The sequence below is a fragment of the Pseudarthrobacter sp. TAF60_1 genome, from assembly GCF_052113505.1.
Taxonomy (GTDB): Bacteria; Actinomycetota; Actinomycetes; order Actinomycetales; family Micrococcaceae; genus Arthrobacter.
The window spans coordinates 469,102-493,682 of record NZ_JBFRDI010000003.1; the positions used below are offsets into that span (position 1 = coordinate 469,102).

Here is a 24,581-nt window from a genome sequence, read left to right on the forward strand (position 1 = left end):
GCGCAGAATTGTCGCAGCCCCGCAGTAGATTGTAAGTAGTAGGGGCTATCTCACCCATACCGCCCCCAAATACCAGCCCAGTCCGCCGAGCAGGAGACCCGAACCACCTTGCACCTCAAGAGCCTTACCGTCCGGGGATTCAAGTCGTTCGCGTCGGCCACGACGTTCGACTTTGAGCCCGGAGTCACGGCCGTGGTGGGACCCAACGGCTCCGGGAAGTCCAATGTGGTGGACGCCCTGTCCTGGGTGATGGGGGAGCAGGGAGCCAAAACACTGCGCGGCGGCAAGATGGAGGACGTCATCTTCGCCGGGACGTCGGGCCGGCCGCCGCTGGGCCGGGCGCACGTCTCCCTGACCATAGACAACACTGACGGGGCCCTGCCCATCGAGTACAGCGAAGTCACCATCTCGCGGACGCTGTTCCGAACCGGCGGCTCCGAGTACGCCATCAATGGGGCCAGCTGCCGCCTGCTCGACATCCAGGAGCTTCTCTCCGATTCAGGCCTGGGCCGGGAAATGCACGTCATTGTGGGCCAGGGCCAGCTGGACAAGGTCCTGCATGCCACTCCCGAGGACCGTCGCGGTTTCATCGAGGAAGCCGCCGGAATCCTCAAACACCGCCGCCGCAAGGAAAAGACGGTCCGCAAGCTGGAAGCGATGCAGGCGAACCTGCAGCGGCTAACCGACCTGACCGGAGAAATCAGGCGCCAGTTGACGCCGCTCGGCAAGCAGGCCGACGTGGCACGCCGGGCCCAGCGGGTCCAGTTCGATGTCCGGGACGCACGCGCGCGGCTGTTGGCCGATGATCTGGCCCGGGAGCAAAACTCGCTGGCGCAGGACGTCGCGGACGAGGCGGTGCTGAAGGCCCGCCGGGCAGCGGTGGAGCAGGAACTGGAGGCCGGGCGCCAGCGGCAAGCCGGCATCGAACAACTCGCTGCAGCGGCAACGCCCAGGCTCAACGAGGCGAGGGACACGTGGTACCGGCTGACTGCGGCGCGGGAACGCCTGCGCTCCCTTGGCTCGCTGGCCCGGGAACGCGGCCGCCTTCTTGGCGCGGTTGATGCGGAACCGTCTTCGGGCAGGGACCCGGAGCAGTTGGAGCGGCAGGCCGCCCGGGTCCGCGACGAACTGACTCAGCTCGAGCGTCACATCCTGGACCGGCGCGGCGCCTTGGAAGCGGCCGCTGCCGCCAAATCCGACGCTGAACGGGCGGCGGCCGCCGAGGATAAGCGGCTCACAGCTGTCCTCCGCGCCGCAGCAGACCGCCGCGAAGGCCTCGCGAAGTTGGCCGGCCAGGTTGGTGCGGCCAGGTCGCGGGTCGAGTCCGCCCAGGCTGAACTGGGCAGGCTACGCGATTCGCTCGCCGCCGGGCAGGACCGCCGCAGTAAGGCACAGTCCGAGTTCACTGCCCTCGAAAGCCAAGTGGCAGGGGTTGAGGAAGGCGAGGAAACCCTCGACGCCGACTACGAGGACGCCAGCGCCGAACTCGACGCCGTGGTTCAGGAGATTGCCAATCTGACCGCTGCCGGGAGGGACGCTGTCCGCGAACGGGACGCCCTGGTGGCCCGGCGTGATGCCCTGCAGCTGGGACTCAACCGTAAAGACGGGGCGGCCCACGTCCTTAGCTCCGGAGTCGACGGGGTCGCAGGCACGCTCGCGGCGGTGCTCGCCGTTGAACCGGGTTACGAGACGTCCATCGCGGCTGCGCTCGGCGAAGCTTCCGAAGCAATTGTGGTACTGAATCCTGCGGTGGCGGCCGAGGTTGTGACGTTGTTGAAGGCCGACGATGCGGGCCGCGCCGTCCTACTGCTGGAATCGGCCGCGCCGGCGGACCTGATCCCCAGGACGGCTGGTTCTTTGCCCGCCGGCGCCCGCTGGGCCGTTGATCTGGTCTCTGCGGGTGACGGTCACGGAGCGGCGGTGAACGCGCTGCTGGCGCGATCCGTCGTCGTCGATGACTTCGCGGACGCCAGCGCGCTGGTCACTGAACGGCCGGACTTAACGGCCGTGACCCCGGCAGGAGACGTCCTGACAGCACTGACCGTCACCGGGGGATCCGCGAAGGCGCCGTCGCTGCTCGAGGTGCAGGCCGCCGTCGACGACGCCGAAACCCGCCTCGCCGCTGTCACCGCCGATCTTGAGCGCAACCGGTTCGCCCTTGCCGGTGCCGAAGCACGGCGCACCAAAGCCCAAGCCCGAACAGATGCTGCCCTGGACAGGCTCCATGATTCGGACGCCCGGCTGGCGGCCGTCGCTGAGCGGCTCGGGCACCTTAACTCCATCCTGCGCAGTGCCGTCGGCGAAAGCGACAGGCTGGCCGCTTCACTAGCCAAGGCTGAGGCGAACGTACGCGCCGAGGAGGAGGCGCTCGCGGCCATTGCCGCCCGGTTGACCGCGGCGCAGGAAGCGCCGGCGGAGGAGGAGCCGTCCACGGAACAGCGCGATGCCCTGGCCCGGGCGGCGTCCTTGGCCCGGTCCGCGGAGATGGAGGCACGGCTATCGCTTCGCAGTACCGAAGAACAACTGACAGCCACCCGCAACAGGGCCGTCTCGCTCGAACGGGCCGCCGCTACGGAACGCAAGGCAAGGGAAGAGGCTGCGGAAAGGGCACGCCGCCGGCGGCTCCAGGCGCGGCGTGCCGCCGCAGTGTCGGAAGGCGTGGAGCTGGCCATCCGCTTCATCGACGTATCCGTGGAACTGGCGCGTGAGGAGCGCGATCTCGCCGAAGAGAACCGGGAGCAGCGGGACCACGACCTGCAGGCAATCCGAACAGGCAACGATGCGCTGGCCCGCGAGCTGGCCCTCTTGACCGATTCGGTCCACCGTGATGAGCTGGCCCGCGCCCAGCACCGGGCGCGGATCGAGGCTCTGGAAACCCGGTCCATCGATGAACTGGGCATCACCCCGGACGTCCTGGTGGCGGACTTTGGCCCGGACGTGCCGGTGCCGGTCCCCGCGGAGGACAGCGGCGACAAGTGGGCCGCGCTCAGGACACCGGTGGACCATAGCGGTGCCCCTGTGGTCGAGGGCAAGCCGTTTGTCCGGGAGGAACAGGAGAAACGGCTTCGGAAGGCCGAACGGGACCTCTCGGCACTGGGCAAGGTCAACCCGCTGGCGCTGGAGGAATTTGCTGCCCTCGAGGAGCGGCACCAGTTCCTTAGCTCCCAACTCGAGGACCTGAGGTCCAGCCGCAAGGACCTGCTGGACATCATCAAGGAAGTGGATGACAGGGTGCAGCGCGTTTTCGCCGAGGCCTTCGAGGACACCCAGGCCCAGTTTGTCCGCGTCTTTGGCCGGCTCTTTCCCGGCGGGGAAGGCAGGCTGGTCCTCACCGACCCGTCAGACATGCTCACAACGGGCATCGAGGTGGAAGCCCGGCCCGCCGGTAAGAAGATCAAGCGGCTCTCCCTGCTCTCCGGCGGCGAACGGTCCCTCACCGCCGTCGCCCTGCTGGTGGCCATCTTCAAGGCCCGCCCCTCGCCTTTCTACGTCATGGATGAGGTAGAGGCAGCCTTGGACGACACCAACCTGGGCCGGCTCATCACCATCTTCGAGGAACTCCGCGAGTCCAGCCAGCTGATCGTGATCACTCACCAGAAGCGCACCATGGAAGTCGCCGATGCGCTCTATGGCGTCACCATGCGGGGCGACGGAGTGTCCACCGTCATCAGCCAACGGCTGGGGGCTGACGTCTAGATCGGAGCTGGTGGCGGCCCCCAAGCGGCCCCGGGGTTTGTGAGAAGCTAGGGGAGTGAATGACATCCTCCCCATTATTCTGTCCATCGTTGCTGCCCTGGTGGTTATTGGCGGGCTGATCCCGGTCCTGATGAAGACGCGGAAGAACATCGACCGTTACCCCGGGACGCGTGACGCCAATGATCCCGTTGGAGGCGGCGGAACGCTGCTGGAGGATTCCCCCGTGGCCCCGGCGGAGCGGCAGGCTCCGGCCGGCGTCGACCTCGAAGACCTTGAAGTCACCGACGTGCCGGACGACGCGGCGGGCCTCGAAACCATCCCGGTAGAGACGCCCCTGCCGGTGGCCGGCCGCCTCACCCGCCTCCGTGAGCGCCTGGTCCGGTCCAACAACATCCTGGGCAAGGGCCTGCTCGCCCTGCTTTCCAGTGACAAGATCGACGAAAATGTCTGGGACGAGGTTGAGGAAACCCTCCTGCTGGCAGACCTGGGGACCGAACCCACAATGCAGCTCGTTGACGCCCTCCGGGAACGGGTCAAGGTTCTCGGCACGCGCACGCCCGAACAGGTCAAGGCATTGCTCCGCGAGGAGCTCATCAAGCTCGTGGACCCCACCATGGACCGCAGCCTCCGCACCGAACGGCACGGGGACAAGCCGGCCATCATGCTGGTGGTGGGCGTCAACGGCGTGGGCAAGACCACGACGGTGGGCAAGCTCGCCCGCGTGCTTGTGGCCGAGGACAAGGACGTCCTGCTGGGCGCGGCGGACACGTTCCGCGCTGCCGCGGCCGAGCAGTTGGCCACGTGGGGACAGCGTGTCGGTGTTCCCACGGTGAAGTCCGACGTCGACGGTGCAGACCCGGCGTCTGTCGCCTATGAGGCGGTCAAGGCAGGCATTGACCAGGAAGTCGATGTTGTCATGATCGACACCGCGGGGCGGCTGCAGAACAAGACCGGCCTGATGGACGAACTCGGCAAGGTCAAGCGTGTCATCGAGAAGCTCGCCGAGGTGGACGAGGTCCTGCTGGTCCTGGATGCCACCACCGGCCAGAACGGCCTCAACCAGGCCCGCGTCTTTGCGGAGGTCGTGAACATCACCGGCATCGTCCTGACCAAGCTCGACGGCACGGCCAAGGGCGGCATTGTCGTCGCCATCCAGAAGTCACTGGGTGTTCCGGTCAAGCTCATCGGTCTGGGCGAAGGGGCCGACGACCTGGCGCCGTTCGACGCCGAGGGCTTCGTGGACGCCCTACTGAACTAGACCTCGTTCCGTTTCATGGGCTCGCGCGTGACTGACCAGCAGGCCGCGGCCACTACCAGGACGCCGCCGGTGACGCCGAAGGCCCAGCCGTAGCCCAGCCGGTCAGCGAGGATTCCCACCAGAACCGGGCCCGCGATCGCTCCGATGTCAGTGGTCATCTGGTAGGCGGCCAGGACCTTCCCGCCGGACCGTTCGTTCCCGATGACGTCCGCGACGGCGGCCTGCTGGGCCGGACCCAGCAGGCCGGAGCCCACTCCGGCCACGGCGGAGGCAGCCAGGAACCAGCCGAGCTCCGAGGTGAAGCCGATGGCGGCCGTGGCCACCCCGGCCACAGCGAGTCCAGCGATCATCATCGGCTTCCGGCCCAGGCTGTCGGCCAGCCGTCCGGAAAATGTCAGCGCGGCCGCGTTGCCGCCGGCAAACACGGCCAGTGCCAGGCCGGCGGTTTCAGGACCTGCACCCAGCGCGGCAACAGCAAAAAGCGGAACGGTGGCCATCCGCACACCGAAGGTTGCCCAGCCGTTGGCGAAGCTTGAAACCAGCACCGAGCGGTAAGCACCCACCCCGAGCGCGTCGGCGAAACGCATGGCCGGCCCGCGGTCGCCCGCAGACCGGGCTGAGGACGGCGTGTGGCTGAGCTGGGTCTGGACGACGATGGCAGCGAGGACGAGTGCCGCGGCGTAGCAGAGGAATGGCACCCGCAGCCCGAACCCGGCCAGCAAACCGCCCACCACCGGTCCCAGGACGCTGCCCACCAGGAAAGCGGAGGCGTAGGCCCCGGACACCCGTCCCCGGCTCTCCGGCGGTGCCAGCCGGACCACAAGGGCCATCGAAGCCACAGTGAACATCACTGACCCCACCCCGCCGAGGCCACGGAAGACCAGCAGCTGCCAGTAGTTCTGGGCGAAGGCGCAGGCCGCCGTCGAGACTGCCACGATGAGCAGGCCTGACACATACACGGGCCGTTCCCCGAGCCGGCCAATGAGGGCACCCCCGGCCGGCGCGAACACCAGCCGCATGAAGGCGAAGATGCTGACGATCACCGCGGCGGCCGTCGCCCCGACATCGAATGTTGTGGCAAATTGCGGCAGTACGGGTGCAACGAGCCCGAAACCGAGGGCAATAAGGAAGGCAGCGGCGAGCATCACCTTCACGTCGCGCGGGAGTCGGGGCCGGTCCGGGCGGATGATGGCGGAAATCCTTGGTGTGGCGCGGCTCACAGGGCGGCTGCCGTCATGATGCTGGTTTCCTTACAGGGCAGTGGGCCAGAGGGCCTGTGGAAGAGGTGAAACATAACCGTAACAAGCCAGATATGCACCATTTACTTCCTAGAGGTTGTTGTAACAAACCAGCAATGAAATACCTCAGCGGTAGAAACACGGCGCGGACAAACTCATTTCAGGACGCAAAAGGCGTTGGCAGGCGGAACACATCCGCAGCATCGATAAGAGGGAGGACGTGCACCATGGAACTTACCGCAGGTCACGTATGGCTCATGGTGGCAGCAGCACTCGTGCTGTTCATGACACCGGGTCTGGCATTTTTCTACGGCGGCATGACACGCGCCAAAGCTGCGCTGAACATGATGATGATGAGCTTCATCTCCATCGGCATGGTCGGTGTGGTCTGGGTGCTCTGGGGCGCCTCGATGAGCTCCGGGGAAGGATTCTTCCAGATCGTCGGAAACCCGTTCGCCACCTTCGGCCTTGAAGGCATCACCACCCCCGACGGCCTGATCAAGGTAGGTTACGCAGCCACCTTCGCCATCATCACGGTGGCCCTGATCAGCGGCGCGATCGCTGACCGCGCCAAGTTCGGCGCCTGGACCGTCTTTGTGCCCGTCTGGGTCACGCTGGTCTACTGCCCCTTGGCTTACATGATCTGGGGTGGCGGGCTGTTCGGCCCCGAGGGTGCCATTGGACAGGCGCTCGGCCCGGCCATCGACTTCGCAGGTGGCACGGTTGTCCACATCAACGCCGGTGTCGCGGCCCTCGTCCTCGTCCTGATCATCGGCAACCGCCGGGGCTTCGGCAAGGACCCGAACCACCGCCCGCACAACATCCCGTTCGTCATGCTGGGTGCAGCCATCCTCTGGTTCGGCTGGTTCGGCTTCAACGCCGGTGCGGCTACCACGGCGGAGCAGGGCGGCCTGATCTGGATCAACACACTCGCGGCTCCGGCCGCAGCCATGCTCGGCTGGCTCGTTACCGAACGCATCCGCGACGGCCACCCCACCTCCCTCGGTGCCGCCTCCGGTGTTGTTGCCGGCTTGGTCGCCATCACCCCTGCTTGTGCAAACGTCAGCCCCGTCGGTGCCCTCGGCCTCGGTGTGGTCGCCGGTGTGGCCTCCGCCCTGGCCGTCGGACTCAAGTTCCGCTGGGGCTTCGATGACTCCCTCGATGTTGTCGGTGTCCACCTGGTATCGGGCATCATCGGCACGGTTGCACTGGGCTTCATCGCCCTCCCCGCCGATGGTGTGGGCGGCGGCCTCTTTTACGGCGGCGGCTTCACCCAGCTTTGGGCGCAGCTCGCAGCAGCCGGCCTCGCCATCGCCTACTCGGCAATCCTGACGGCGATCATCGCCCTCGCCATCCACAAGACCATGGGCTTCCGCGTCTCCCAGGAACAGGAAGCAGTTGGCGTGGACCTCAGCCTGCACGCTGAGACCGCCTACGAATTCGGTGTTGGCGGCCAGGGCGGGAGCTTCCAGCCCCTCCACGAACTGATCACCGGAAAGTCACCCTCCAGTGAAGGCGAGCTGTCCCCAGCCAAGAAGACGGAGCCGGCTGCCGGCAAGGAAAGCGTGGAAGCATGAAATTGATCACAGCCATCGTCCGCCCGGAGAAGCTCGAAGCCATCCGGGAAGGCCTGGAGTCCTACGGAGTCCAGGGACTGACGGTCAGCGCGGCCAGCGGTTACGGCCGGCAGCGCGGCTACACCGAGGTCTACCGTGGCGCCGAATACAACGTGGACCTCCTGCCCAAGATCCGGGTGGAAGTGCTCGCCACGGACGAACAGGCTGATGACATCCTGGATGTCATCATCGCAAGCTCCAACACCGGACGCGCAGGCGACGGCAAGGTCTGGACCGTGGACGTCTTCGAGGCGGTCAGGGTACGCACGGGCGAACGCGGCGTGGCAGCGATCTAACAGCCGCTGGCGCCGGGCGTATCGGCGACAAGAACGGACAGAGCGGGCAGGGAACCAGGTTCCCTGCCCGCTCTGTCCGTTGTGGCTTACTCCGCCGGCACAGAACCCGGCCAGCCTGCGGGACCTGCCGACCCGGCGTCGTACTCTTCCAGCGGTACCGTCCCGCGCTGCCAGGCCTTCAGCACCGGCTCGAGGATCCGCCAGCAGTCCTCCGCGGTGTCCCCGCGGACCGACAGCAGGGGATCGCCGCTCAGCACACCTTCCAGCACTTCGCCGTACGGCAACAGCTCCGAATCGCTGAGCTCCGCGTTCAGGGTGACCCGGCCCAGCGAGAAAATATTGCCGGGACCGTTGACGTCGACGTCGAACTGCAGCGTGTCCGGTCCGAAGCCGATCCGCAGCTGGTTGGGGGAGTCCACGCCGGTGAATCCACCCGGAAGGTGCGGGACCGGGAGGAACGTGACCACGGCCTCTTTGCGTTTGGTGCCGAGGGCCTTGCCGGAACGCAGGATGAACGGAACACCCTTCCAGCGCCAGTTGTCGATGTCCACCCGGACCTCCGCCAGGGTTTCTGTTTCCCGGGCTGCATCCACGCCCTGTTCCTTGACGTAGTCCGGGACTTTCTTCCCTGCAATCGAACCCGCCGTGTACCTGGCGCGGTGCGTGGATTTCGCGTAAGGCGCGCTGATGCTGCTGGCCCGCAGCACTGTTGCCACAGCGTCGCGCAGATCGCGCTCGCCGATGGTGGCGGGCGGCTCAATGGCCATCAGCGCCATGATCTGCAGCAGGTGGCTCTGGATCATGTCGCGCAGGGCCCCCGCGGAGTCGTAATACCGCGCGCGCCCCTCCAGGGCCAGATCCTCGTCAAAGACGATCTCCACCTTTTCCACGTGTTCGCGGTTCCAGACAGGCTCTAGGAAATTGTTCGCAAAGCGCAGGCCCAGGATGTTCAGTACGGTTGCTTTGCCCAGGAAATGGTCCACCCGGTGGATGTGGTCCTCCGGCACCAGCCCCGCAAGCGTTTGGTTCAGGGAACGGGCCGATGCCTCACTCGAGCCAAAAGGCTTCTCCATAACCAGCCGGGTCCCGGGCGGTACCTGGTCGCGGTGCAGGGTCTCGCAGGCCAGCTGGCTGATCCGCGGCGGCAAGGCAAAGTAGACCGCGATGGGCCCTTCCAAGCCGGAGAGCAAAGACGCCAGGGCGCCTTCTGCCGTGACATCCAGCTGATGGTAAGCCGTGGCTTTCTCCACTGTGGTCAGCGCTTTCCTTCCGGCGGCGTCCGCCTCCTTCGAGGCGGCGGCGAAGGCGTCGTGGACCCGGGCCTGCCACTGGTCAGGGCTCCAGGCATCCGAGCCGGCCCCCACCAGGGTCAGCCCTTCGGCGCGGCCTTTCGCCACCAGCCGGGCCAGGCCAGGAAGGAGGAGGCGGCCGGTCAGATCCCCGGAGGCCCCCAAAATGAGCAGGGTTTTTACACTCGTTTGGCTCGTCACCTTGCCAGCATGCCATCATGCATGCCCGTCTTGGTACCCTAGATAGTCGAGTCCCCCCTGTAACTCCACTGAAAGAAGTGCGCGGCGCGTGTTCAATTCACTCTCTGACCGGTTGACAGCAACCTTCAAGAACCTCCGTGGCAAGGGCCGCCTCACCGAGGCTGATGTTGATGCCACGGTCCGCGAGATCCGCCGTGCCCTCCTTGATGCCGACGTCGCCGTGCCGGTGGTGCGCGAGTTCACCGCCCGCGTCCGTGAACGTTCCCTGGGTGCTGAGGTGTCCGGGGCGCTGAACCCCAGCCAGCAGATCGTGAAGATCGTCAACGAGGAACTTGTGGAGATCCTCGGCGGCGAGACCCGCCGCATCCGCCTGGCCAAGACCGGCCCCACCATCATCATGCTGGCCGGCCTCCAGGGCGCCGGTAAGACCACCCTGGCAGGCAAGCTCTCCAAGTGGCTCAAGGCCCAGGGTCACAGCCCCATGCTGGTGGCGTGCGACCTCCAGCGCCCCAACGCTGTCACCCAGCTCCAGGTGGTGGGCAAACGTGCCGGCGTGCCCGTCTTCGCTCCGCACCCCGGAGCCACCTCCACCGAACTGGACCACCCCGCCGGTGACCCCGTCGCCGTCGCCCGCGCAGGCGTCGAGGAAGCCAAGCGCACCCTGCACGACGTCGTCATCGTTGATACTGCCGGCCGCCTTGGCGTGGACGCCGAGATGATGGAGCAGGCGCGCCAGATCCGCCGCGCCATCGTTCCCAATGAAGTGCTGTTCGTAATCGACTCCATGATCGGCCAGGACGCCGTGAACACGGCGATGGCCTTCGACGAAGGCGTCAACTTCACGGGCATCGTGCTGTCAAAGCTCGACGGCGACGCCCGCGGCGGTGCGGCGCTGTCGGTTTCGTCGGTCACCGGCAAGCCCGTGATGTTCGCGTCCACCGGCGAAGGTGTGGACGACTTTGAGCTCTTCCACCCGGACCGGATGGCCTCCCGCATCCTGGACATGGGTGACGTCCTCACCCTGATCGAGCAGGCGGAAAAGAACTGGGACAAGGACGAAGCAGCCCGGATGGCGAAGAAGTTCGCCGACCAGGAAGACTTCACCCTGGACGACTTCCTGGCCCAGATGCAGCAGATCCGCAACATGGGTTCCATGAAGAAGATGCTCATGATGATGCCTGGCGCGCAGAACATCCGCCAGCAGCTCGAGAACTTCGACGAGCGGGAGATTGACCGGGTCGAGGCGATCGTCCGTTCTATGACGCCGCACGAGCGCGTGGCTCCGAAGATCATCAACGGTTCCCGCCGCGCCCGCATCGCGAAGGGCTCCGGCGTGCACGTGTCCGAGGTCAACGGCCTGCTGGAGCGTTTCGCCCAGGCCCAGAAGATGATGAAGAAGATGGCCCAGGGCGGCGGCATCCCCGGAATGCCGGGGATGCCTGGCATGGGCGGTCCCGGTGGCGCGCGGAAGGGTGGCAAGAACGCCCCGAAGAAAAAGGCGCGTTCCGGCAACCCGGCCAAGGCGGCCCAGGAGCTCAAGGACGCCGAGGCCCGGCGTGCCGGCGCGGCGAAGGCCCTGCCGACGGGCGCAGCCTTCGGCCAGCAGTCCGGCGACTTTGATCCCTCGCAGCTGAACCTGCCCAAGGGCTTCGACAAGTTCCTCGGCAAGTAGCCCAACTAGCTCGCAATTAACGTCGTCATTCCGCCTTTTGACGACATCAACTGCCAGTCAGTTGGGGGATGTCGGCCAGTTGGGATGTCAGCGCCGTCGAATAGGGTTGGGTCATGTTCAAGCAGAGGATAGTGTTCGTGCACGGCGCCGGACCGTTTGGTGCGGCGGCGTGGCCGCGGCAGCACGGCATGGCGCTGAAATACGATGCGCTGTTTCTTCGTCGGCACGGTTTCGACGCCGTCGCTGAACCGGTGGACTCCTCCTTTGACGCGGACACCGCTATTGTGCTGAGGTCATTGGCGGATGATGGCCGGGGGGAGGCAGGCGGTCATGTGGTGGCACACGCCGAGGGGGCGATTTCCGCCATGATGGCAGCCGTCCAACGCCCGGACCTTGTATATTCACTGACGCTCGTGGAACCGGTGTGTTTGTCGCTGACTGCTGAGCTGCCCGCCACTGCTGCGCACCGTGCCCTCATGCAACCGCTTTTCGATGTCCGGCATCAGTTGGGAGACGACGACTTCCAGCGTGAATACGTACGGCGAATGTTCGCCGTGGATCTTCACGAGCCGGAGTCCACGGAGGAGAAACGGTCGGCGCGCCGGCTCCGTCTGCAGGCACCCTCGTGGGAAGCTCCGCTGCACATAGTGCCGGGCGTCCCTACCTTGGTGCTGACCGGGGGATGGGAACCGCTGTATGAGGAGATCGCCGGTTACCTGAAGGAGACCGGCGCCCTGCACCGCATTGCCGCGGGCGGGCACCGGCCCCAGGATTCAGTTGAAGGAGACCGGGCCATCCGGTCCTTCATTGCCGACGTCAGCCGGTCACACTCAGCCAAGGCCTCCTGAGGGTACTGCCCCGGCAGGCCCGTGGACCTGGGGTTCCGGCAGGTAGACCCTCGCGCCCTTGGCCAGGAACTCCGCGCTCTTTTCCCGCATGCCGCTGTAGATCCCGGCAATGGCGGCCTGGGAATCGGCCGAGCCGTATTCGTCCCGGATATCCTGGCTGATCCTCATTGAGCAAAACTTCGGACCGCACATGGAGCAGAAGTGTGCGGTTTTTGCCGGTTCAGCCGGCAGCGTCTCATCGTGGAACGCCTCGGCGGTGACCGGATCAAGGGACAGGGCGAACTGGTCGCGCCAGCGGAATTCGAACCTTGCCTTGGACAGGGCATCGTCCCGCTCGTGGGCGCCCGGGTGGCCCTTGGCGAGGTCGGCGGCGTGCGCGGCGATTTTGTAGGTGATCACGCCGGTCTTGACGTCGTCCTTGTTGGGCAGGCCCAAGTGCTCCTTAGGCGTCACGTAGCAAAGCATGGCCGTGCCGTAACGCGCTATTTCTGTGGCGCCGATTGCAGACGTGATGTGGTCGTAGCCGGGAGCGATGTCGGTAACCAACGGTCCAAGGGTATAGAAGGGGGCGCCCTTACAGAGCTCCTGCTGGCGTTCCACATTCTCCCGGACCAGATGGAACGGGACGTGGCCAGGGCCCTCCACCATCACCTGCACGTCGAAGTCCCAGGCTCGCTGGGTCAACTCGGCCAGGGTGTCCAGCTCGGCGAACTGGGCAGCGTCGTTGGCGTCCGCCGTCGAGCCGGGGCGCAGCCCGTCGCCCAGGGAGAACGCGACGTCGTACTTCGCGAAGATCGCGCACAGCTCGTCGAAGTGGGTGTACAGAAAGTTTTCGCGGTGGTGGGCGAGGCACCAGCCTGCCATGATGGACCCGCCGCGCGAGACGATGCCTGTGACGCGGTTGGCAGTCAGCGGCACATAGCGCAGCAGGACGCCGGCATGGATGGTCATGTAATCCACGCCCTGCTCGCACTGTTCGATCACGGTGTCGCGGAAAATCTCCCAGGTCAGCTTGTTGGCCTCCCCGTTGACTTTCTCCAGCGCCTGGTAGATGGGTACGGTGCCGATTGGCACGGGGGAGTTGCGGATGAGCCATTCACGGGTGGTGTGGATGTCGTCCCCGGTGGACAGGTCCATCACCGTGTCTGCGCCCCACTGGGTGGCCCACTGCAGTTTGTCCACTTCCTCGGCGATGGAGCTGGTGACGGCGGAGTTGCCGATGTTGGCATTGATCTTCACCAGGAATGCCTTGCCGATGATCATCGGCTCCGATTCAGGGTGGTTGATGTTGTTGGGAATGATGGCACGGCCGGCGGCCACTTCGCTGCGAACCAGTTGCACGTCGCAGTTTTCGCGGAGGGCCACGAACTGCATCTCCGGCGTCACCACACCGCGCCGGGCATAGTGCATCTGGGTGACGGTTTTGCCGCCGACGGCGCGGCGGGGCACCGGCTGCGCCCCCTTCCACTCCGCGGAGGCGGCGCCACGGCGCACGGCCGATTTGCCGTCGTCGAGCAGGTTCCGTTCCCTGCCGCTGTACGGCTCGGTGTCACCGCGCGCTTCGATCCAGGCGCGCCGGAACGGGCTCAGACCCACCACCGGATCGCTGCCGGGACCGGCCGTGCGGTAGACCCGGAACGGGCCGTTCTCTTCCCCGTTGGGTGACGGGTCGAGAGCGATTTCGGTGACAGGCACCCTGATTCCGGATCGTTCATCGTTGATGAAAGCCAGCGAATGCGCTTTGAGGGACTGGGTTTCCGCCGGTTGACGAACAGCCCCGGAGGCACTGGCTGCCCCATTTTGGGCATGGATGGGCCGTGTTTCTTGCGTATTCAATGGAATACTCACTTCCTTCGCCGGCATTACCCGGACAGGTTCAACGGTCGCAGGCTGCGTTAGCCCGATCTCAGCCCCTGCAAGGGCACCCGTGTGGTCGAGACGAAACTACCACAGCCGGTACGGAATGCCTCAGAACACTTGAATTAAATTGAAGCTTCAAGTAAAATTGCATGCACAACGGCTTTCAACCCGAAGGCCGGCGGACCGGGAGCGTTCACATGACTGCAGAAGCCACCAGCCAGGATCTTCTTCCTGCCGACCTCTCCATGGGCACGGTCATGCTCAAGGTAGGCGACATGAAGCTGATGACCGACTATTACCAGCGGGCACTTGGCCTGGAAGTCGTCGCCGAAGAAGACGGCGGCCTCTACATCGGCCGTCGCGGGCGCCCCGTGGTCCACTTGGCGCCCGCCCCGTCGCTGCAATTGCCCGGCAGGGGAGAGGCCGGCCTGTTCCACACGGCCCTGCTCTTTGAAGACCAGTCCGCGCTCGCTGCCACCGTGGCCACCGCCGCCCAGTATGAGCCCCGACTCTTCACCGGAAGTGCTGACCACCTGGTCAGCGAAGCCTTCTACTTCAACGATCCCGAGGGCAACGGCATCGAACTCTACTGGGACCGTCCGCGCAAGAACTGGTCCTGGAACGGCACCGAAGTGGTGATGGACAGCCTGGCCCTGCCGCCCCAGCGCTACCTCGAACAGCACCTGAGCCAGGAATCCCTGGACGGCCAGCTGGGCTCCGAAGCGGGAGTGGGCCACATCCACCTCCAGGTGGGCGACGTCCATTCAGCGCACGAGTTCTATGTGGGCACGCTGGGATTTGAAAAGACGGCGGGCTGGCATGGGCAGGCTCTGTTCGTGTCGGCTGGCGGGTACCACCACCACATGGCCATGAACGTGTGGAACAGCCGCGGCGCCGGACCCCGCAAGGACACCCTCGGGCTCGGCGAGGTGCTCATCGAAGTGCCGTCCGGAGACGACGTCGGGGCGCTCGCAGACCGCCTGAAGGTCGCCGGCGTGGCCTCCCATCACACGGGGTCCGAGCTGCGCTTCGAGGATCCGTGGCGCAACAATATCCGGGTTGCTGTCCGCTGACCCGCCCCTGGCCGGAAGTGCGGCCTGCCATGTACTAGGCTGATTTCGAACGGCCGGGGCTGCATTTGATGCTGCCCGTCGGGGCCGCACCGTCGACGGAATGAGGGTTGTTCCCATGGGCTTCACTGAAATCTTTGTAGCTACCCACGATGCCGCGCTGAAGCGTGCCGGGATCCTTGATGCCGGCGGCTCGCCGTCGGGACCCGGACTAAGGATTCCAGGAGTCAGTGACTTCGAGATCGAACAGCTAGGCGACCTCGCCGGTACTGCCGTCCACGCCGGTGGTGAGGGCTATGAACTCGCCATGGTGGACGTTTCCAGCGATTCCCTCCTTGGCGTGCCGCCTGCCATGGTGCGGGCTCTCGCGGACCTCCTCACCTATGAAACTGAGGGTGAGGGCAATGTGCTGGACGACGTCGCCGAAGAATGGGCCGCCCAGGACGACATGCCCTTCAATGCAGCCGACGCCCGGACGTATGTGCACCAACTAGCCCAGCTCGCCAGCGGAATAGACCACGCAGACCGTACCGGTTTGTACGTCTGGTCGTCCTAGCGCCGGGCCTATCAGGGTCCGCCCGCCAGTCCCCGCCCCGTGTCAAGTCGAAATCCTGACGCTGATCTGGCACAATAAACACGTACTCGATCTGCGTGGCCCCTCTCTCCGCGTCCGGATCCTGTCCTTCGAACCCTCAAGTATGGCCCGCCCCACGGGTGCAGAACGTCGGTTCACCCCTTTTCTGAAACAGGAGTGACCACAAAAGTGGCCGTAAAGATTCGCCTTAAGCGCTTCGGTAAGATGCGCGCACCGTACTACCGCATCGTCGTCATGGACGCACGCTCCAAGCGTGATGGCCGTGCCATCGAAGAGATCGGCAAGTACCACCCGACCGAAGAGCCCTCATACATCGAGGTCGACACGGACCGTGCCCAGTACTGGCTCGGCGTCGGCGCACAGCCGTCCGAGCAGGTTGCTGCGATCCTCAAGATCACCGGTGACTGGCAGAAGTTCAAGGGCCTGCCGGGCCAGGAAGGCACCCTGAAGACCAAAACTCCGAAGGCTGCCTTTGTTGCCCCGGAAAAGGGTTCCGTGATCATCCCGGAAGCCATCACCAAGAAGGCCAAGCAGTCTGACGCAGCTGAGGCCCCGGCCGAAGCAGAAGCCACCGAGGCTGAGTAGATTGCTGGCAGAAGCGCTCGAACACCTGGTCCGGGGAATCGTTGATTCGCCGGAAGATGTCAAGGTCAGCTCGAAGAACAACCGCCGCGGGGACACCCTCGAGGTCCGCGTTCATCAGGATGACCTGGGACGGGTGATCGGCCGCCAGGGCCGCACCGCACGTGCTTTGCGCACAGTTGTGGCGGCACTGGCAGACGGCGAACCGGTAAGGGTCGACGTCGTCGACACCGACCGCCGCCGCTAAGCGCTCGGCAATATCAGTTTTTGCTCCGGCCCTTCCACCCATCAGGGTGGAGGGGCCGGAGTGCTTTTATCAGAACATTGTGGATAGTCCCACAACCGGAACAGAGGAACAGATGCAGCTTCAGGTGGCACGAATCGGCAAACCGCACGGAATCCGCGGGGAAGTAACGGTCCAGGTTTTGACCGATGCCCCGGCAGACCGCTTTGTCCCCGGCACCGAGTTTGTGGTGGAGCCGGCCTCAGCCGGGCCCCTGACAGTTGAGAGTGCCCGCTGGAACAAGGACATCCTCCTGCTCGCCTTCGAGCACATTGAAACCCGCAACCAGGCCGAGACTCTCCGCGGCGCGAAGCTGTTCATCGAAACCGAAGAGCTGGACGGGGACGATGACGAGGGCTGGTACGAGCACGAGCTGGTTGGCCTCGAAGCCCGTGTGGGCTCACGTGTGGTGGGCAAGGTTGCGGCTCTGCACACCATGCCCGTACAGGACCTGCTGGTGGTTGAGGCCGCTGACGGCAAGGAAATCCTCATCCCCTTTGTTGAGCAGATCGTGCCGGAAGTCAACGTTGCCGAGGGGTTCATCCTGCTCACGCCGCCGGACGGACTGTTTGAGATCAACGCCGACGACGCCGCCGCCGGCGAATCCGAGGGCAACGCGTAGATGAGGGTCGACGTCGTCAGTATCTTTCCCGAATACCTGGCGCCCCTGGAGCTGTCGCTCATCGGCAAAGCCCGGCAGGACGGCCTGCTGGACCTGCGTGTCCATGACCTGCGCGGATTCACCACTGACAAACACCGCACCGTGGACGACACCCCGTACGGCGGCGGTGCCGGCATGGTGATGAAGGCGGAGCCGTGGGCGCAGGCGCTGGCTGCGGTGGCTGATGCCCACGAGGGCACCAAGGCCAAGCCGGTGCTGATCGTTCCGTCGCCGGCAGGGGAGCGGTTCACCCAGGCGCTGGCCTATGAGCTCGCCGACGAGGATCAGCTCGTTTTTGCCTGCGGCCGCTACGAAGGCATTGACGAGCGAGTCATCGAATGGGCGGAGGAGCACTTTACGGTCCGGCCCGTCAGTTTGGGCGATTACGTTCTCAACGGTGGCGAAGTAGCGGTCCTGGCCATGGTTGAGGCCATCGGGAGGCTGCTGCCGGGCGTGGTGGGCAATCCCGAATCCCTGGTGGAGGAGTCTCACTCCGACGGGCTGCTGGAATATCCGGTGTACACCAAGCCGTCAGTGTGGCGGAACAGGGAGGTGCCGGCAGTACTCTTGAGCGGCAACCACGGGAAAATCGCGCAGTGGCGCCGCCACGAACAGTACCGGCGAACGGCCGAACGCCGCCCCGACCTGCTCGAAACGTTCGACGCCGGAAAGCTGCCCCGTGCCGACCGGAACGCCCTCTACGACCTCGGGTACGACGTCGTCGACGGTCGGCTCCGTACCCGGCCCTCCGTGGCCGGGGCAAGCGGCGACGGCGCCCAGCGCGACGCCGGAGCTGATGCTTCCGCCTAAGCGCCCGGCCCGCAGGCACGGCAATTGGCTGAAGGCCCGCGAGTGTGGCAAAATTAGTCCTTGTGTCTGCTGGGTCCGCACCTGCCACAGGGGGAGCGCAACCAACAGCTAAGACAACCCGGTGCTTTCAATCAGTGAGGGAGCCGGACCACTTAACTTTCGGCGGTAATCTCCAGAGCGTTCTGCGCTCCGGGCTTGCCGGCCGTGACCCAAAGTGAATGACCTGTGGCGTTCACCAGGAGTGCAATTATGCATATTCTCGATTCAGTAGATGCAGCCTCGCTGCGCACCGACGTTCCCGAGTTCCGCGCGGGTGACACCCTCAAGGTGCACGTGAACATCATCGAAGGTAAGAACTCCCGTGTCCAGGTTTTCCAGGGCTTCGTCCTGGGCCGCCAGGGCGACGGCATCCGCGAGACCTTCACGGTCCGCAAGGTCTCCTTCGGCGTCGGCGTGGAGCGTACCTTCCCGGTTCACTCCCCGATCATCGACAAGATCGAACTCGTCACCAAGGGTGACGTGCGCCGCGCCAAGCTTTACTACATGCGTGAACTGCGCGGTAAGGCTGCAAAGATCAAGGAAAAGCGCGACTTCCAAACCGCCAAGTAAGTCCCCGGGACCTACAAAGCAGGGCCCAGCCGTGCCAGGCCAGCGCCAGAGCCACTAGCAACAGCGCCCCAGGAAATGCGGATCATGGACCAGACGAAACGCCAGCCCAGAAGAATGGGCTGGCGTTTTGTGTTCCTGGCGCTTCTCCTCGCGGTGGGTATCAGCGGACTGGTGCGTTCGCTCTGGCTTGATGTTTATTTCATTCCCTCCGACTCCATGGAGCCCGTGCTTGAGGGCGGCGACCGCATCCTGGTCTCCAGGACCGACTTCCACAACGAGCCGATCCGCCGGGGCGACATCGTGGTCTTTGACGGCCGGGGATCGTTTGCCCCGCTGAACAGCGGGAAGGGCCCGGTGCTGGATTCCGTCACTGCGGCTGGTCAGTGGCTGGGACTGACCGGGAGTGACACGACGTATGTCAAGAGGGTGATCGGTCTTCCTGGGGATACGGTGGTCTGCTGCGATGCGGACGGGAAACTCACCGTGAACGGGGCGGCGCTTGCGGAGCCGTACCTCTTTCCCGGGGACAAGGCGAGCACTCAGGTTTTCACTGCCGTGGTCCCCGAAGGAAGGCTCTGGCTCCTGGGCGACCACCGTTCGGTCTCAGCTGATTCACGCAGTCTGCTGGGCGCGCCGGGGGGCGGTATGGTGCCGCTGGCCAGGGTTATCGGCAGGCCGGTCCAAATTCTCTGGCCGCTTGATAGATTTGCAGAAGTACCACGGCCGTACGCGGCAGGACCAACAACAGAGAACGGACCGTAGATGCCCGAGAACAATGCGCCGACACCTGAGACGCCTCGTGATGGCGTCGCGGGAACTGCCGCTCAGCCAGTTACCGACGGCGGTACTGCGGCACCGCCGTCGTCGCCGGAACAGAGCACGCGCGGATCTTCGAAGGCCAAAGACGGGGCGCGCAGCCCAATCTTTGTGTGGCTGAAGGAAGTCGCCACAGTGGTGGTGATTGCCGTGGTGCTGTCCTTTCTGATTAAAACTTTCCTGTTCCGGGCGTTCTACATCCCCTCCGAGTCAATGGTGAACACCCTGGACGTTAACGACCGAATCTTTGTAAATCTTCTGGTGCCCGAGCCGTTCTCCCTTTCGCGCGGTGATGTGGTGGTCTTCCGCGACACCCAGGGCTGGTTGGCCGCGGCGCCGGAGAAAGAGTCCGGCCCGTTTACGTGGGTGCAGGACGGCCTGACCTTCGTTGGGCTGCTGCCCGACAGTTCGGAACAGCACCTCGTCAAGCGGGTCATCGGGCTCCCCGGAGATCACGTGATCTGCTGTGACGACGCCAGCAAGCTGACCATCAACGGCACTCCGCTTGATGAAACCTACGTCAACACCGCCGAGGAACCCCAGGTCCGTGGCTTTGACGTCGTCGTTCCGGAAGGGAAGGTCTGGGTCATGGGCGATAACCGTAACCATTCGGCTGATTCCCGCTCGCATCAGGAGGTCAACGGTGGATTCGTCGACCTTGTGGACGTGGAGGGCAAAGCGGCCGTCATCGCCTGGCCGCTTAACCGGATCTCTGTCCTGGAGAACTACCCGGACGTCTACCGGAACGTGCCCGCAGGGAAATAACAGTGTCTACAGCTCCGCCAGCTCCTCCAGCCGCTCCAGCCGCTTCTGTCGGGGCGTCGGCACGCCCGGCGGCGGGGCCCCGTTCCAAAGCTCCTACGCTTCGGCATGAGCGAACCTTCAAGGCCCAGGGTGCCCGCTACCTTGCCGGCGTCGACGAGGTGGGACGCGGCGCCCTCGCCGGGCCCGTCAGTGTAGGAATTGCCGTCGTCGACCTCTTCACCCAGAAGCCGCTCTCTGGCGTACGTGACAGCAAACTGCTGAGCCCCCCGGAGAGGGAGCGACTGGAACCTTTGGTGCGGAGCTGGAGTGTGGCTTCCGCGGTGGGCCACGCCTCCGCCCAGGAGATCGACGCGCTGGGAATCATCGCGGCCCTGCGGCTTGCAGGGACCCGCGCCTGGTTGGAAATCCTCGCCACCGGAGTGAGCCCCGACGTTGTGCTGCTCGATGGCAGCCACAATTGGCTCTCGCCGGCGGGACAGCTGTCCTTGTTCGAGGAGCCAGTGCTGGAACGCGGCTGCGAGGCTCCGGTCCATACCAAGGTCAAGGCGGATATGCAGTGCTTGAGCGTGGCGGCCGCCAGTGTGATCGCCAAAGTGGAGCGCGACCAGCAAATGCGCGGACTACACATTGAATACCCCGGTTATGGATGGGACGTCAATAAGGGATACGCCACGGCGATCCACCGCGACGCCCTGCGGGCTGCCGGGGCCACCCCCTACCACCGGGTGAGCTGGAACCTCCTCGGCGGGGACCTCTGAGTCCCGGCATCCGGTTAGAACGCGTGATGCCGCGCCCGGGGCGCCCCGGTGTCCTCAATGGTGCAAGATGGAAGCATGAGCGCTGAGGATCTTGAAAACTATGAAACCGACATGGAGCTGCAGCTCTACCGTGAATACCGGGATGTCGTCGGGCTCTTCAGCTACGTTGTCGAAACGGAGCGCCGCTTCTACCTCGCCAACCATGTTGATCTCCAGGCCCGCAGCGCCGACGGCGAAGTGTATTTCGACCTGACGCTGCAGGACGCCTGGGTGTGGGACGTCTACCGCTCGGCCCGGTTTGTGAAGACCGTCCGGGTGCTGACCTTCAAGGACGTCAACGTCGAAGAATTGCCGCGCAACGAGGAACTCGCCCTGCCGAAGGACGTTGACCTCGGCAACTGACGCCGCCCGAACTGCCACTCCTCCTCCACAAACCTCTCAATCAGGCGGTTTCTTCTGAGGTTACCCACATAAGCGCCTAGCTTTCTGCCGCCCACTGTCCAGCCCCCGCAGGCTTGGAGCGGAGGTAGATATGAAAGCCAAAGACCTGTTGGGCCAGCGCGGCGAGGAACTCGCCGTCGGCTATCTTGAATCGCTGGGCATGCTGGTGGTGGAGCGGAACTGGCGCTGCACCGAAGGCGAAATCGACATCGTGGCCCTGGACGGGGACGCCTTGGTGATCGCTGAGGTGAAGACCCGGCGATCCCTGGACTATGGGCACCCCTTTGAAGCTGTGGGTGCAGCTAAGCTCGCCCGCCTGCATCGGCTCGGAGCGGCGTGGTGCCGGGACCGGGAGCTGAGGATGCCGTTGCGGCGGGTGGACGTGGTTGCCGTGGTGGACGACGGCGGCGGCGAACCCCTGGTGGAACACCTCAAGGGGGTGGGGTAGATGGCACTGGGCAGGACCTACTCGGTGGCGCTGGTGGGGTTGAACGGATACATTGTCGAAGTCGAAGCTGACATTGGGCAGACTTTGCCGGCATTCGTGATCCTCGGCCTGCCGGACGCAGCCCTCAATGAGGCCAAAGAGCGGATACGGTCGGCCGCCAAAAATTCCGGTATTCCTTTGAGCCGGCGGAAGATCACGGCCAACCTCATCCCCGCGTCGCTGCCCAAGCGCGGTTCGGGTTTTGACCTGGCCGTCACTATGGCGGTCCTGAGAGCCGCGAACGATATTCAAGCCACCGAGCGGACTGTCTTCATCGCCGAACTGGGCCTCGACGGCCGGCTGCGGCCCGTACGCGGCATCCTGCCCGCGGTCATGGCAGCTGTCCAGGCCGGCTATCAGGACGTGGTGGTAGCGCAGGCCAACCTCGCAGAGGCATCGCTGGTGCCCGGCGCCAACGTCCGGGGATACCGGACCCTCGCCCGGCTTGCCCTCGATTTCGGAGCGGATCCGCAGGAACTGGCACTGGACTTCGAACCAGAGGATGAACCCGGTCACGACGATTCCGCACCCGCCGCCCGCGCCGTCCCGGACATGGCCGACGTCTCCGGCCAGGGGGATGCCCGGCGCGCGCTTGAAGTGGCCGCGGCCGGGGCCCACCACCTGCTGTTGACAGGACCGCCCGGCGCGGGAAAGACCATGCTTGCGGAACGGCTGCCTGGGCTCTTGCCGGACCTGGCCGATAACGAGGCCATGGAAGTTACCGCCATCCACTCGCTGTGCGGTCTGCCCTCGTCCACCGCTCAGCTTCTGCGGCGGCCGCCGTTCGAAAACCCCCATCACTCGGCCACCGCTGCCGCAATCATCGGCGGCGGTTCCGGCCTGCCCCGCCCCGGTGCCGCATCGCGGGCCCATCGTGGGGTGCTATTCCTCGACGAAGCCCCGGAATACGAACGCCGGGTTCTGGACGCCCTGCGACAACCTTTGGAGAGCGGGGAGCTGGTCATTCACAGGTCGGCCGGAACGGCCGCCTATCCTGCCCGTTTCCAGCTGGTGCTTGCTGCAAATCCCTGTCCCTGCGGGAAGGCCTCAGGCAAGGGCCTGGACTGCACCTGCACGCCCATGATGAGACGCCGCTACGCGGCAAGGATGTCAGGGCCGCTCCTGGACCGGGTGGACATCCAGCTGCAGGTGGAGCGCGTTTCACTGGCTGACTTTGGCCAGGCGGGGGCCGAGGAGGACACCGCGGTGGTGGCAGGACGGGTCCGCGACGCCCGTAGACGGCAAGTGGAACGGCTGCGTCCGCTCGGGCTGGAAACAAACTCCCAGGTACCCGGCCGGATTCTGCGCGGTGCCCTACGGCTGCCGGCATCAGCCACCCGGATTCTCGATCACTCCCTTGAGCGGGGCGTGCTGACGGCCAGGGGCTATGACAGGGTCCTGCGGCTCGCCTGGACGCTGGCGGATCTGTCGCACCGCGACGCGCCTGACACCAACGACATCGGCCAGGCCCTTGGCCTGCGGCAGGCTGCCTCGGCAGCTGCATGAAGGACGGATACCCATGGATAACGAACGGATTGCCCGGGCCGCGCTGTCCCGGCTCATGGAACCCCAGGACGCGGCGGGCCTTGCGCTCGTGCAGGCGGTCGGCGCCCAGGATGCCCTGCGGATTGCCACGGGCCAAGCCCCTGCGGGGCCGGCGCTGGAACAGGAAATCACGGGCCTGCTGGCTGACAACGGTGCGGGAGCCGGCTGGGGCGGGTTGACGGCCGCCCGGAAACGATGGATGCCGCGCATCCCCGATCTCGCGCCCGAACGCGATCTGGCCACCATGGCCCGCCTTGGCGGCCGGGTGATCATTCCGTCGGATGAGCTTTGGCCCGAACAGCTCGGCGACCTGGGCATTAAGGAGCCCATTTGCCTGTGGTGGCGGGGACTGGAACAGGAGCTGCCTGCCTTGGCCCGCAGCGTGGCGCTGGTGGGTTCCCGCGACAGCACCAGTTATGGCGCGTCGGTGACAGGGGACCTGGCATACTCTCTGGCGCAGCGGGGCTTCACAGTGGTTTCCGGAGGCGCGTACGGCATTGACGCCCATGCCCACCGGGCTGCGCTGGCCGGTGGGTCCGGGCCGCTGCCCACCATCGCTGTCATGGCGGGTGGAGTGGACCGGTTCTACCCGTCCGGCAACGAGGACCTTCTTCGTGCCGTCTGCAACCAGGGGGCAGTGATCGCCGAGGCCCCGCCGGGATCGGCGCCTACCCGCTACCGGTTTCTTCAGCGGAACAGGCTGATCGCTGCCCTGGCAGCCGTGACAGTGGTGGTGGAAGCCCGGTGGCGGTCCGGAGCGCTGAATACCGCCCACCACGCTGAGAGTCTTGGCCGGGCAGTCGGGGCAGTCCCTGGCTCCGTCCATAGTGCAAACTCCGCCGGCTGCCATCGGCTGCTCCGGGATGGCGGCGCCGTCTGCGTGACTGACGCCGCAGAGATCGCCGAACTGGCTTCGCCTAGCGGGGATGCTCTGTCCGAGCCGGGAACCGGGCGTGCGGCCGTGCACGACGGCCTGACCTTGGAGGACCTGATCCTCCTCGATGCTCTGCCCCTGCGATCCACCACCTCGGTGGAGAAACTCTGCGCAGTCGCGGGCCTCAGCGTCGAATCGGTTCGTGCCGGGCTGGGCAGGCTCGGGCTGCTGGGGCTTGCCGTCTCCGAGCGCGGCGGGTGGAAGCGCGCCAAGGATTCCGGCCAATAGCCTGTGTCACGGACCGGATTTGC

At 65.4% G+C, this 24,581-nt stretch carries 23 protein-coding genes and 1 riboswitch; of the genes, 20 read left to right on the forward strand and 3 right to left on the reverse strand.

The features are described 5' to 3' along the window. The first annotated feature begins 108 nt into the window (after positions 1-108). Both smc and ftsY read left to right on the forward strand, forming a co-directional pair. Positions 109-3,696: a chromosome segregation protein SMC gene (gene smc / locus AB4Y73_RS05720; protein WP_441869687.1), complete on the forward strand. Its 3,588-nt coding sequence runs from the start codon at positions 109-111 to the stop codon at positions 3,694-3,696. 55 nt (positions 3,697-3,751) lie between these two features. Continuing rightward, positions 3,752-4,954 (forward strand): signal recognition particle-docking protein FtsY, encoded by a 1,203-nt coding sequence (ftsY, locus tag AB4Y73_RS05725; protein WP_441869690.1) that lies wholly within the window; start codon positions 3,752-3,754, stop codon positions 4,952-4,954. On the opposite strand, the gene AB4Y73_RS05730 is transcribed toward ftsY, so the two are convergent. Beyond that, entirely contained in the window at positions 4,951-6,099 is a 1,149-nt protein-coding gene (locus AB4Y73_RS05730) for an MFS transporter (RefSeq protein ID WP_441869825.1), read from the reverse strand. The two genes, ftsY and AB4Y73_RS05730, sit on opposite strands and share 4 nt — an antisense overlap. 320 nt (positions 6,100-6,419) lie before the next feature. Here AB4Y73_RS05730 and AB4Y73_RS05735 point away from each other — a divergent pair, with 320 nt between their 5' ends. After that, on the forward strand, positions 6,420-7,769 hold the full coding sequence (locus tag AB4Y73_RS05735) for an ammonium transporter (protein ID WP_441869693.1): 1,350 nt from the start codon (positions 6,420-6,422) through the stop codon (positions 7,767-7,769). After that, positions 7,766-8,104, forward strand: a complete 339-nt coding sequence (locus AB4Y73_RS05740; RefSeq protein WP_056349123.1) for a P-II family nitrogen regulator — start codon at positions 7,766-7,768, stop codon at positions 8,102-8,104. The genes AB4Y73_RS05735 and AB4Y73_RS05740 overlap by 4 nt, the downstream gene beginning before the upstream one ends. A gap of 86 nt (positions 8,105-8,190) precedes the next feature. Here AB4Y73_RS05740 and AB4Y73_RS05745 read toward each other — a convergent pair whose 3' ends face one another. After that, a complete protein-coding gene (locus AB4Y73_RS05745; RefSeq protein ID WP_441869697.1) occupies positions 8,191-9,594 on the reverse strand; it encodes a glucose-6-phosphate dehydrogenase in 1,404 nt (467 codons plus the stop codon). 88 nt (positions 9,595-9,682) lie between these two features. Between AB4Y73_RS05745 and ffh the strand changes: the two genes are divergently transcribed. After that, a complete protein-coding gene (gene ffh, locus AB4Y73_RS05750; protein WP_441869700.1) occupies positions 9,683-11,266 on the forward strand; it encodes a signal recognition particle protein in 1,584 nt (527 codons plus the stop codon). 113 nt (positions 11,267-11,379) lie between these two features. Further along, a complete protein-coding gene (locus tag AB4Y73_RS05755) occupies positions 11,380-12,114 on the forward strand; it encodes an alpha/beta hydrolase (protein ID WP_441869703.1) in 735 nt (244 codons plus the stop codon). Here the strand turns inward: AB4Y73_RS05755 and thiC are convergent. Next, a complete protein-coding gene (thiC, locus tag AB4Y73_RS05760) occupies positions 12,097-13,950 on the reverse strand; it encodes a phosphomethylpyrimidine synthase ThiC (RefSeq protein ID WP_441869706.1) in 1,854 nt (617 codons plus the stop codon). The genes AB4Y73_RS05755 and thiC overlap by 18 nt on opposite strands. Then, positions 13,946-14,053: riboswitch (TPP riboswitch) on the reverse strand. It overlaps the preceding gene by 5 nt. Positions 14,054-14,171: 118 nt before the next feature. On the opposite strand from thiC, the gene AB4Y73_RS05765 reads away from it, so the two are divergent. From AB4Y73_RS05765 to dprA, 14 genes are all read left to right on the forward strand, one after another. Beyond that, a complete protein-coding gene (locus tag AB4Y73_RS05765) occupies positions 14,172-15,047 on the forward strand; it encodes a VOC family protein (RefSeq protein WP_441869709.1) in 876 nt (291 codons plus the stop codon). A gap of 115 nt (positions 15,048-15,162) precedes the next feature. Continuing rightward, complete coding sequence (locus AB4Y73_RS05770; RefSeq protein WP_441869828.1) at positions 15,163-15,600, forward strand: hypothetical protein; 438 nt, start codon at positions 15,163-15,165, stop codon at positions 15,598-15,600. Between the two features lie 207 nt (positions 15,601-15,807). Beyond that, positions 15,808-16,224, forward strand: a complete 417-nt coding sequence (gene rpsP, locus AB4Y73_RS05775) for a 30S ribosomal protein S16 (protein ID WP_441869712.1) — start codon at positions 15,808-15,810, stop codon at positions 16,222-16,224. A 1-nt stretch (position 16,225) separates the two neighbouring features. Continuing rightward, complete coding sequence (locus AB4Y73_RS05780) at positions 16,226-16,468, forward strand: RNA-binding protein (protein ID WP_056349097.1); 243 nt, start codon at positions 16,226-16,228, stop codon at positions 16,466-16,468. 112 nt (positions 16,469-16,580) lie between these two features. Then, the gene (gene rimM, locus AB4Y73_RS05785) at positions 16,581-17,126 is read left to right on the forward strand and encodes a ribosome maturation factor RimM (RefSeq protein WP_441869831.1); all 546 of its coding nucleotides are present in this window, start codon (positions 16,581-16,583) and stop codon (positions 17,124-17,126) included. Further along, positions 17,127-17,975, forward strand: coding sequence for a tRNA (guanosine(37)-N1)-methyltransferase TrmD (gene trmD, locus AB4Y73_RS05790; protein ID WP_441869715.1), 849 nt, complete (start codon positions 17,127-17,129; stop codon positions 17,973-17,975). It begins immediately after the preceding gene. Positions 17,976-18,224: 249 nt separating this feature from the next. After that, the gene (gene rplS / locus AB4Y73_RS05795) at positions 18,225-18,584 is read left to right on the forward strand and encodes a 50S ribosomal protein L19 (RefSeq protein ID WP_190989828.1); all 360 of its coding nucleotides are present in this window, start codon (positions 18,225-18,227) and stop codon (positions 18,582-18,584) included. Between the two features lie 84 nt (positions 18,585-18,668). Further along, positions 18,669-19,346: a signal peptidase I gene (gene lepB / locus AB4Y73_RS05800; protein ID WP_441869719.1), complete on the forward strand. Its 678-nt coding sequence runs from the start codon at positions 18,669-18,671 to the stop codon at positions 19,344-19,346. Further along, positions 19,347-20,165 carry a signal peptidase I gene (gene lepB / locus AB4Y73_RS05805; RefSeq protein ID WP_441869722.1) on the forward strand — a complete coding sequence of 273 codons (819 nt, stop codon included), beginning with the start codon at positions 19,347-19,349 and terminating at the stop codon, positions 20,163-20,165. Positions 20,166-20,167: 2 nt separating this feature from the next. Further along, positions 20,168-20,923 (forward strand): ribonuclease HII, encoded by a 756-nt coding sequence (locus tag AB4Y73_RS05810; RefSeq protein ID WP_441869724.1) that lies wholly within the window; start codon positions 20,168-20,170, stop codon positions 20,921-20,923. A 75-nt stretch (positions 20,924-20,998) separates the two neighbouring features. Next, entirely contained in the window at positions 20,999-21,325 is a 327-nt protein-coding gene (locus AB4Y73_RS05815; RefSeq protein ID WP_111909356.1) for a DUF2469 domain-containing protein, read from the forward strand. Positions 21,326-21,455: 130 nt separating this feature from the next. After that, positions 21,456-21,812: a YraN family protein gene (locus AB4Y73_RS05820; protein WP_441869728.1), complete on the forward strand. Its 357-nt coding sequence runs from the start codon at positions 21,456-21,458 to the stop codon at positions 21,810-21,812. After that, positions 21,813-23,357, forward strand: coding sequence for a YifB family Mg chelatase-like AAA ATPase (locus tag AB4Y73_RS05825; RefSeq protein WP_441869731.1), 1,545 nt, complete (start codon positions 21,813-21,815; stop codon positions 23,355-23,357). It abuts the gene before it with no gap. A gap of 13 nt (positions 23,358-23,370) precedes the next feature. Continuing rightward, positions 23,371-24,558: a DNA-processing protein DprA gene (gene dprA, locus AB4Y73_RS05830; RefSeq protein ID WP_441869734.1), complete on the forward strand. Its 1,188-nt coding sequence runs from the start codon at positions 23,371-23,373 to the stop codon at positions 24,556-24,558. Positions 24,559-24,581 lie beyond the last annotated feature (23 nt).

Excerpts from the sequence above, each read along its gene's own strand:
- lepB (WP_441869719.1), top strand. The coding sequence starts at position 18,669 with ATGGACCAGACGAAACGCCAGCCCAGAAGAATGGGCTGGCGTTTTGTG.
- AB4Y73_RS05765 (WP_441869709.1), top strand. The coding sequence starts at position 14,172 with ATGACTGCAGAAGCCACCAGCCAGGATCTTCTTCCTGCCGACCTCTCC.
- lepB (WP_441869722.1), top strand. The coding sequence starts at position 19,347 with ATGCCCGAGAACAATGCGCCGACACCTGAGACGCCTCGTGATGGCGTC.
- AB4Y73_RS05815 (WP_111909356.1), top strand. The coding sequence starts at position 20,999 with ATGAGCGCTGAGGATCTTGAAAACTATGAAACCGACATGGAGCTGCAG.
- AB4Y73_RS05735 (WP_441869693.1), top strand. The coding sequence starts at position 6,420 with ATGGAACTTACCGCAGGTCACGTATGGCTCATGGTGGCAGCAGCACTC.
- AB4Y73_RS05820 (WP_441869728.1), top strand. The coding sequence starts at position 21,456 with ATGAAAGCCAAAGACCTGTTGGGCCAGCGCGGCGAGGAACTCGCCGTC.
- AB4Y73_RS05770 (WP_441869828.1), top strand. The coding sequence starts at position 15,163 with ATGGGCTTCACTGAAATCTTTGTAGCTACCCACGATGCCGCGCTGAAG.
- rimM (WP_441869831.1), top strand. The coding sequence starts at position 16,581 with ATGCAGCTTCAGGTGGCACGAATCGGCAAACCGCACGGAATCCGCGGG.
- rplS (WP_190989828.1), top strand. The coding sequence starts at position 18,225 with ATGCATATTCTCGATTCAGTAGATGCAGCCTCGCTGCGCACCGACGTT.
- AB4Y73_RS05740 (WP_056349123.1), top strand. The coding sequence starts at position 7,766 with ATGAAATTGATCACAGCCATCGTCCGCCCGGAGAAGCTCGAAGCCATC.
- AB4Y73_RS05755 (WP_441869703.1), top strand. The coding sequence starts at position 11,380 with ATGTTCAAGCAGAGGATAGTGTTCGTGCACGGCGCCGGACCGTTTGGT.
- trmD (WP_441869715.1), top strand. The coding sequence starts at position 17,127 with ATGAGGGTCGACGTCGTCAGTATCTTTCCCGAATACCTGGCGCCCCTG.
- AB4Y73_RS05730 (WP_441869825.1), bottom strand. The coding sequence starts at position 6,099 with ATGCTCGCCGCTGCCTTCCTTATTGCCCTCGGTTTCGGGCTCGTTGCA.
- dprA (WP_441869734.1), top strand. The coding sequence starts at position 23,371 with ATGGATAACGAACGGATTGCCCGGGCCGCGCTGTCCCGGCTCATGGAA.
- AB4Y73_RS05825 (WP_441869731.1), top strand. The coding sequence starts at position 21,813 with ATGGCACTGGGCAGGACCTACTCGGTGGCGCTGGTGGGGTTGAACGGA.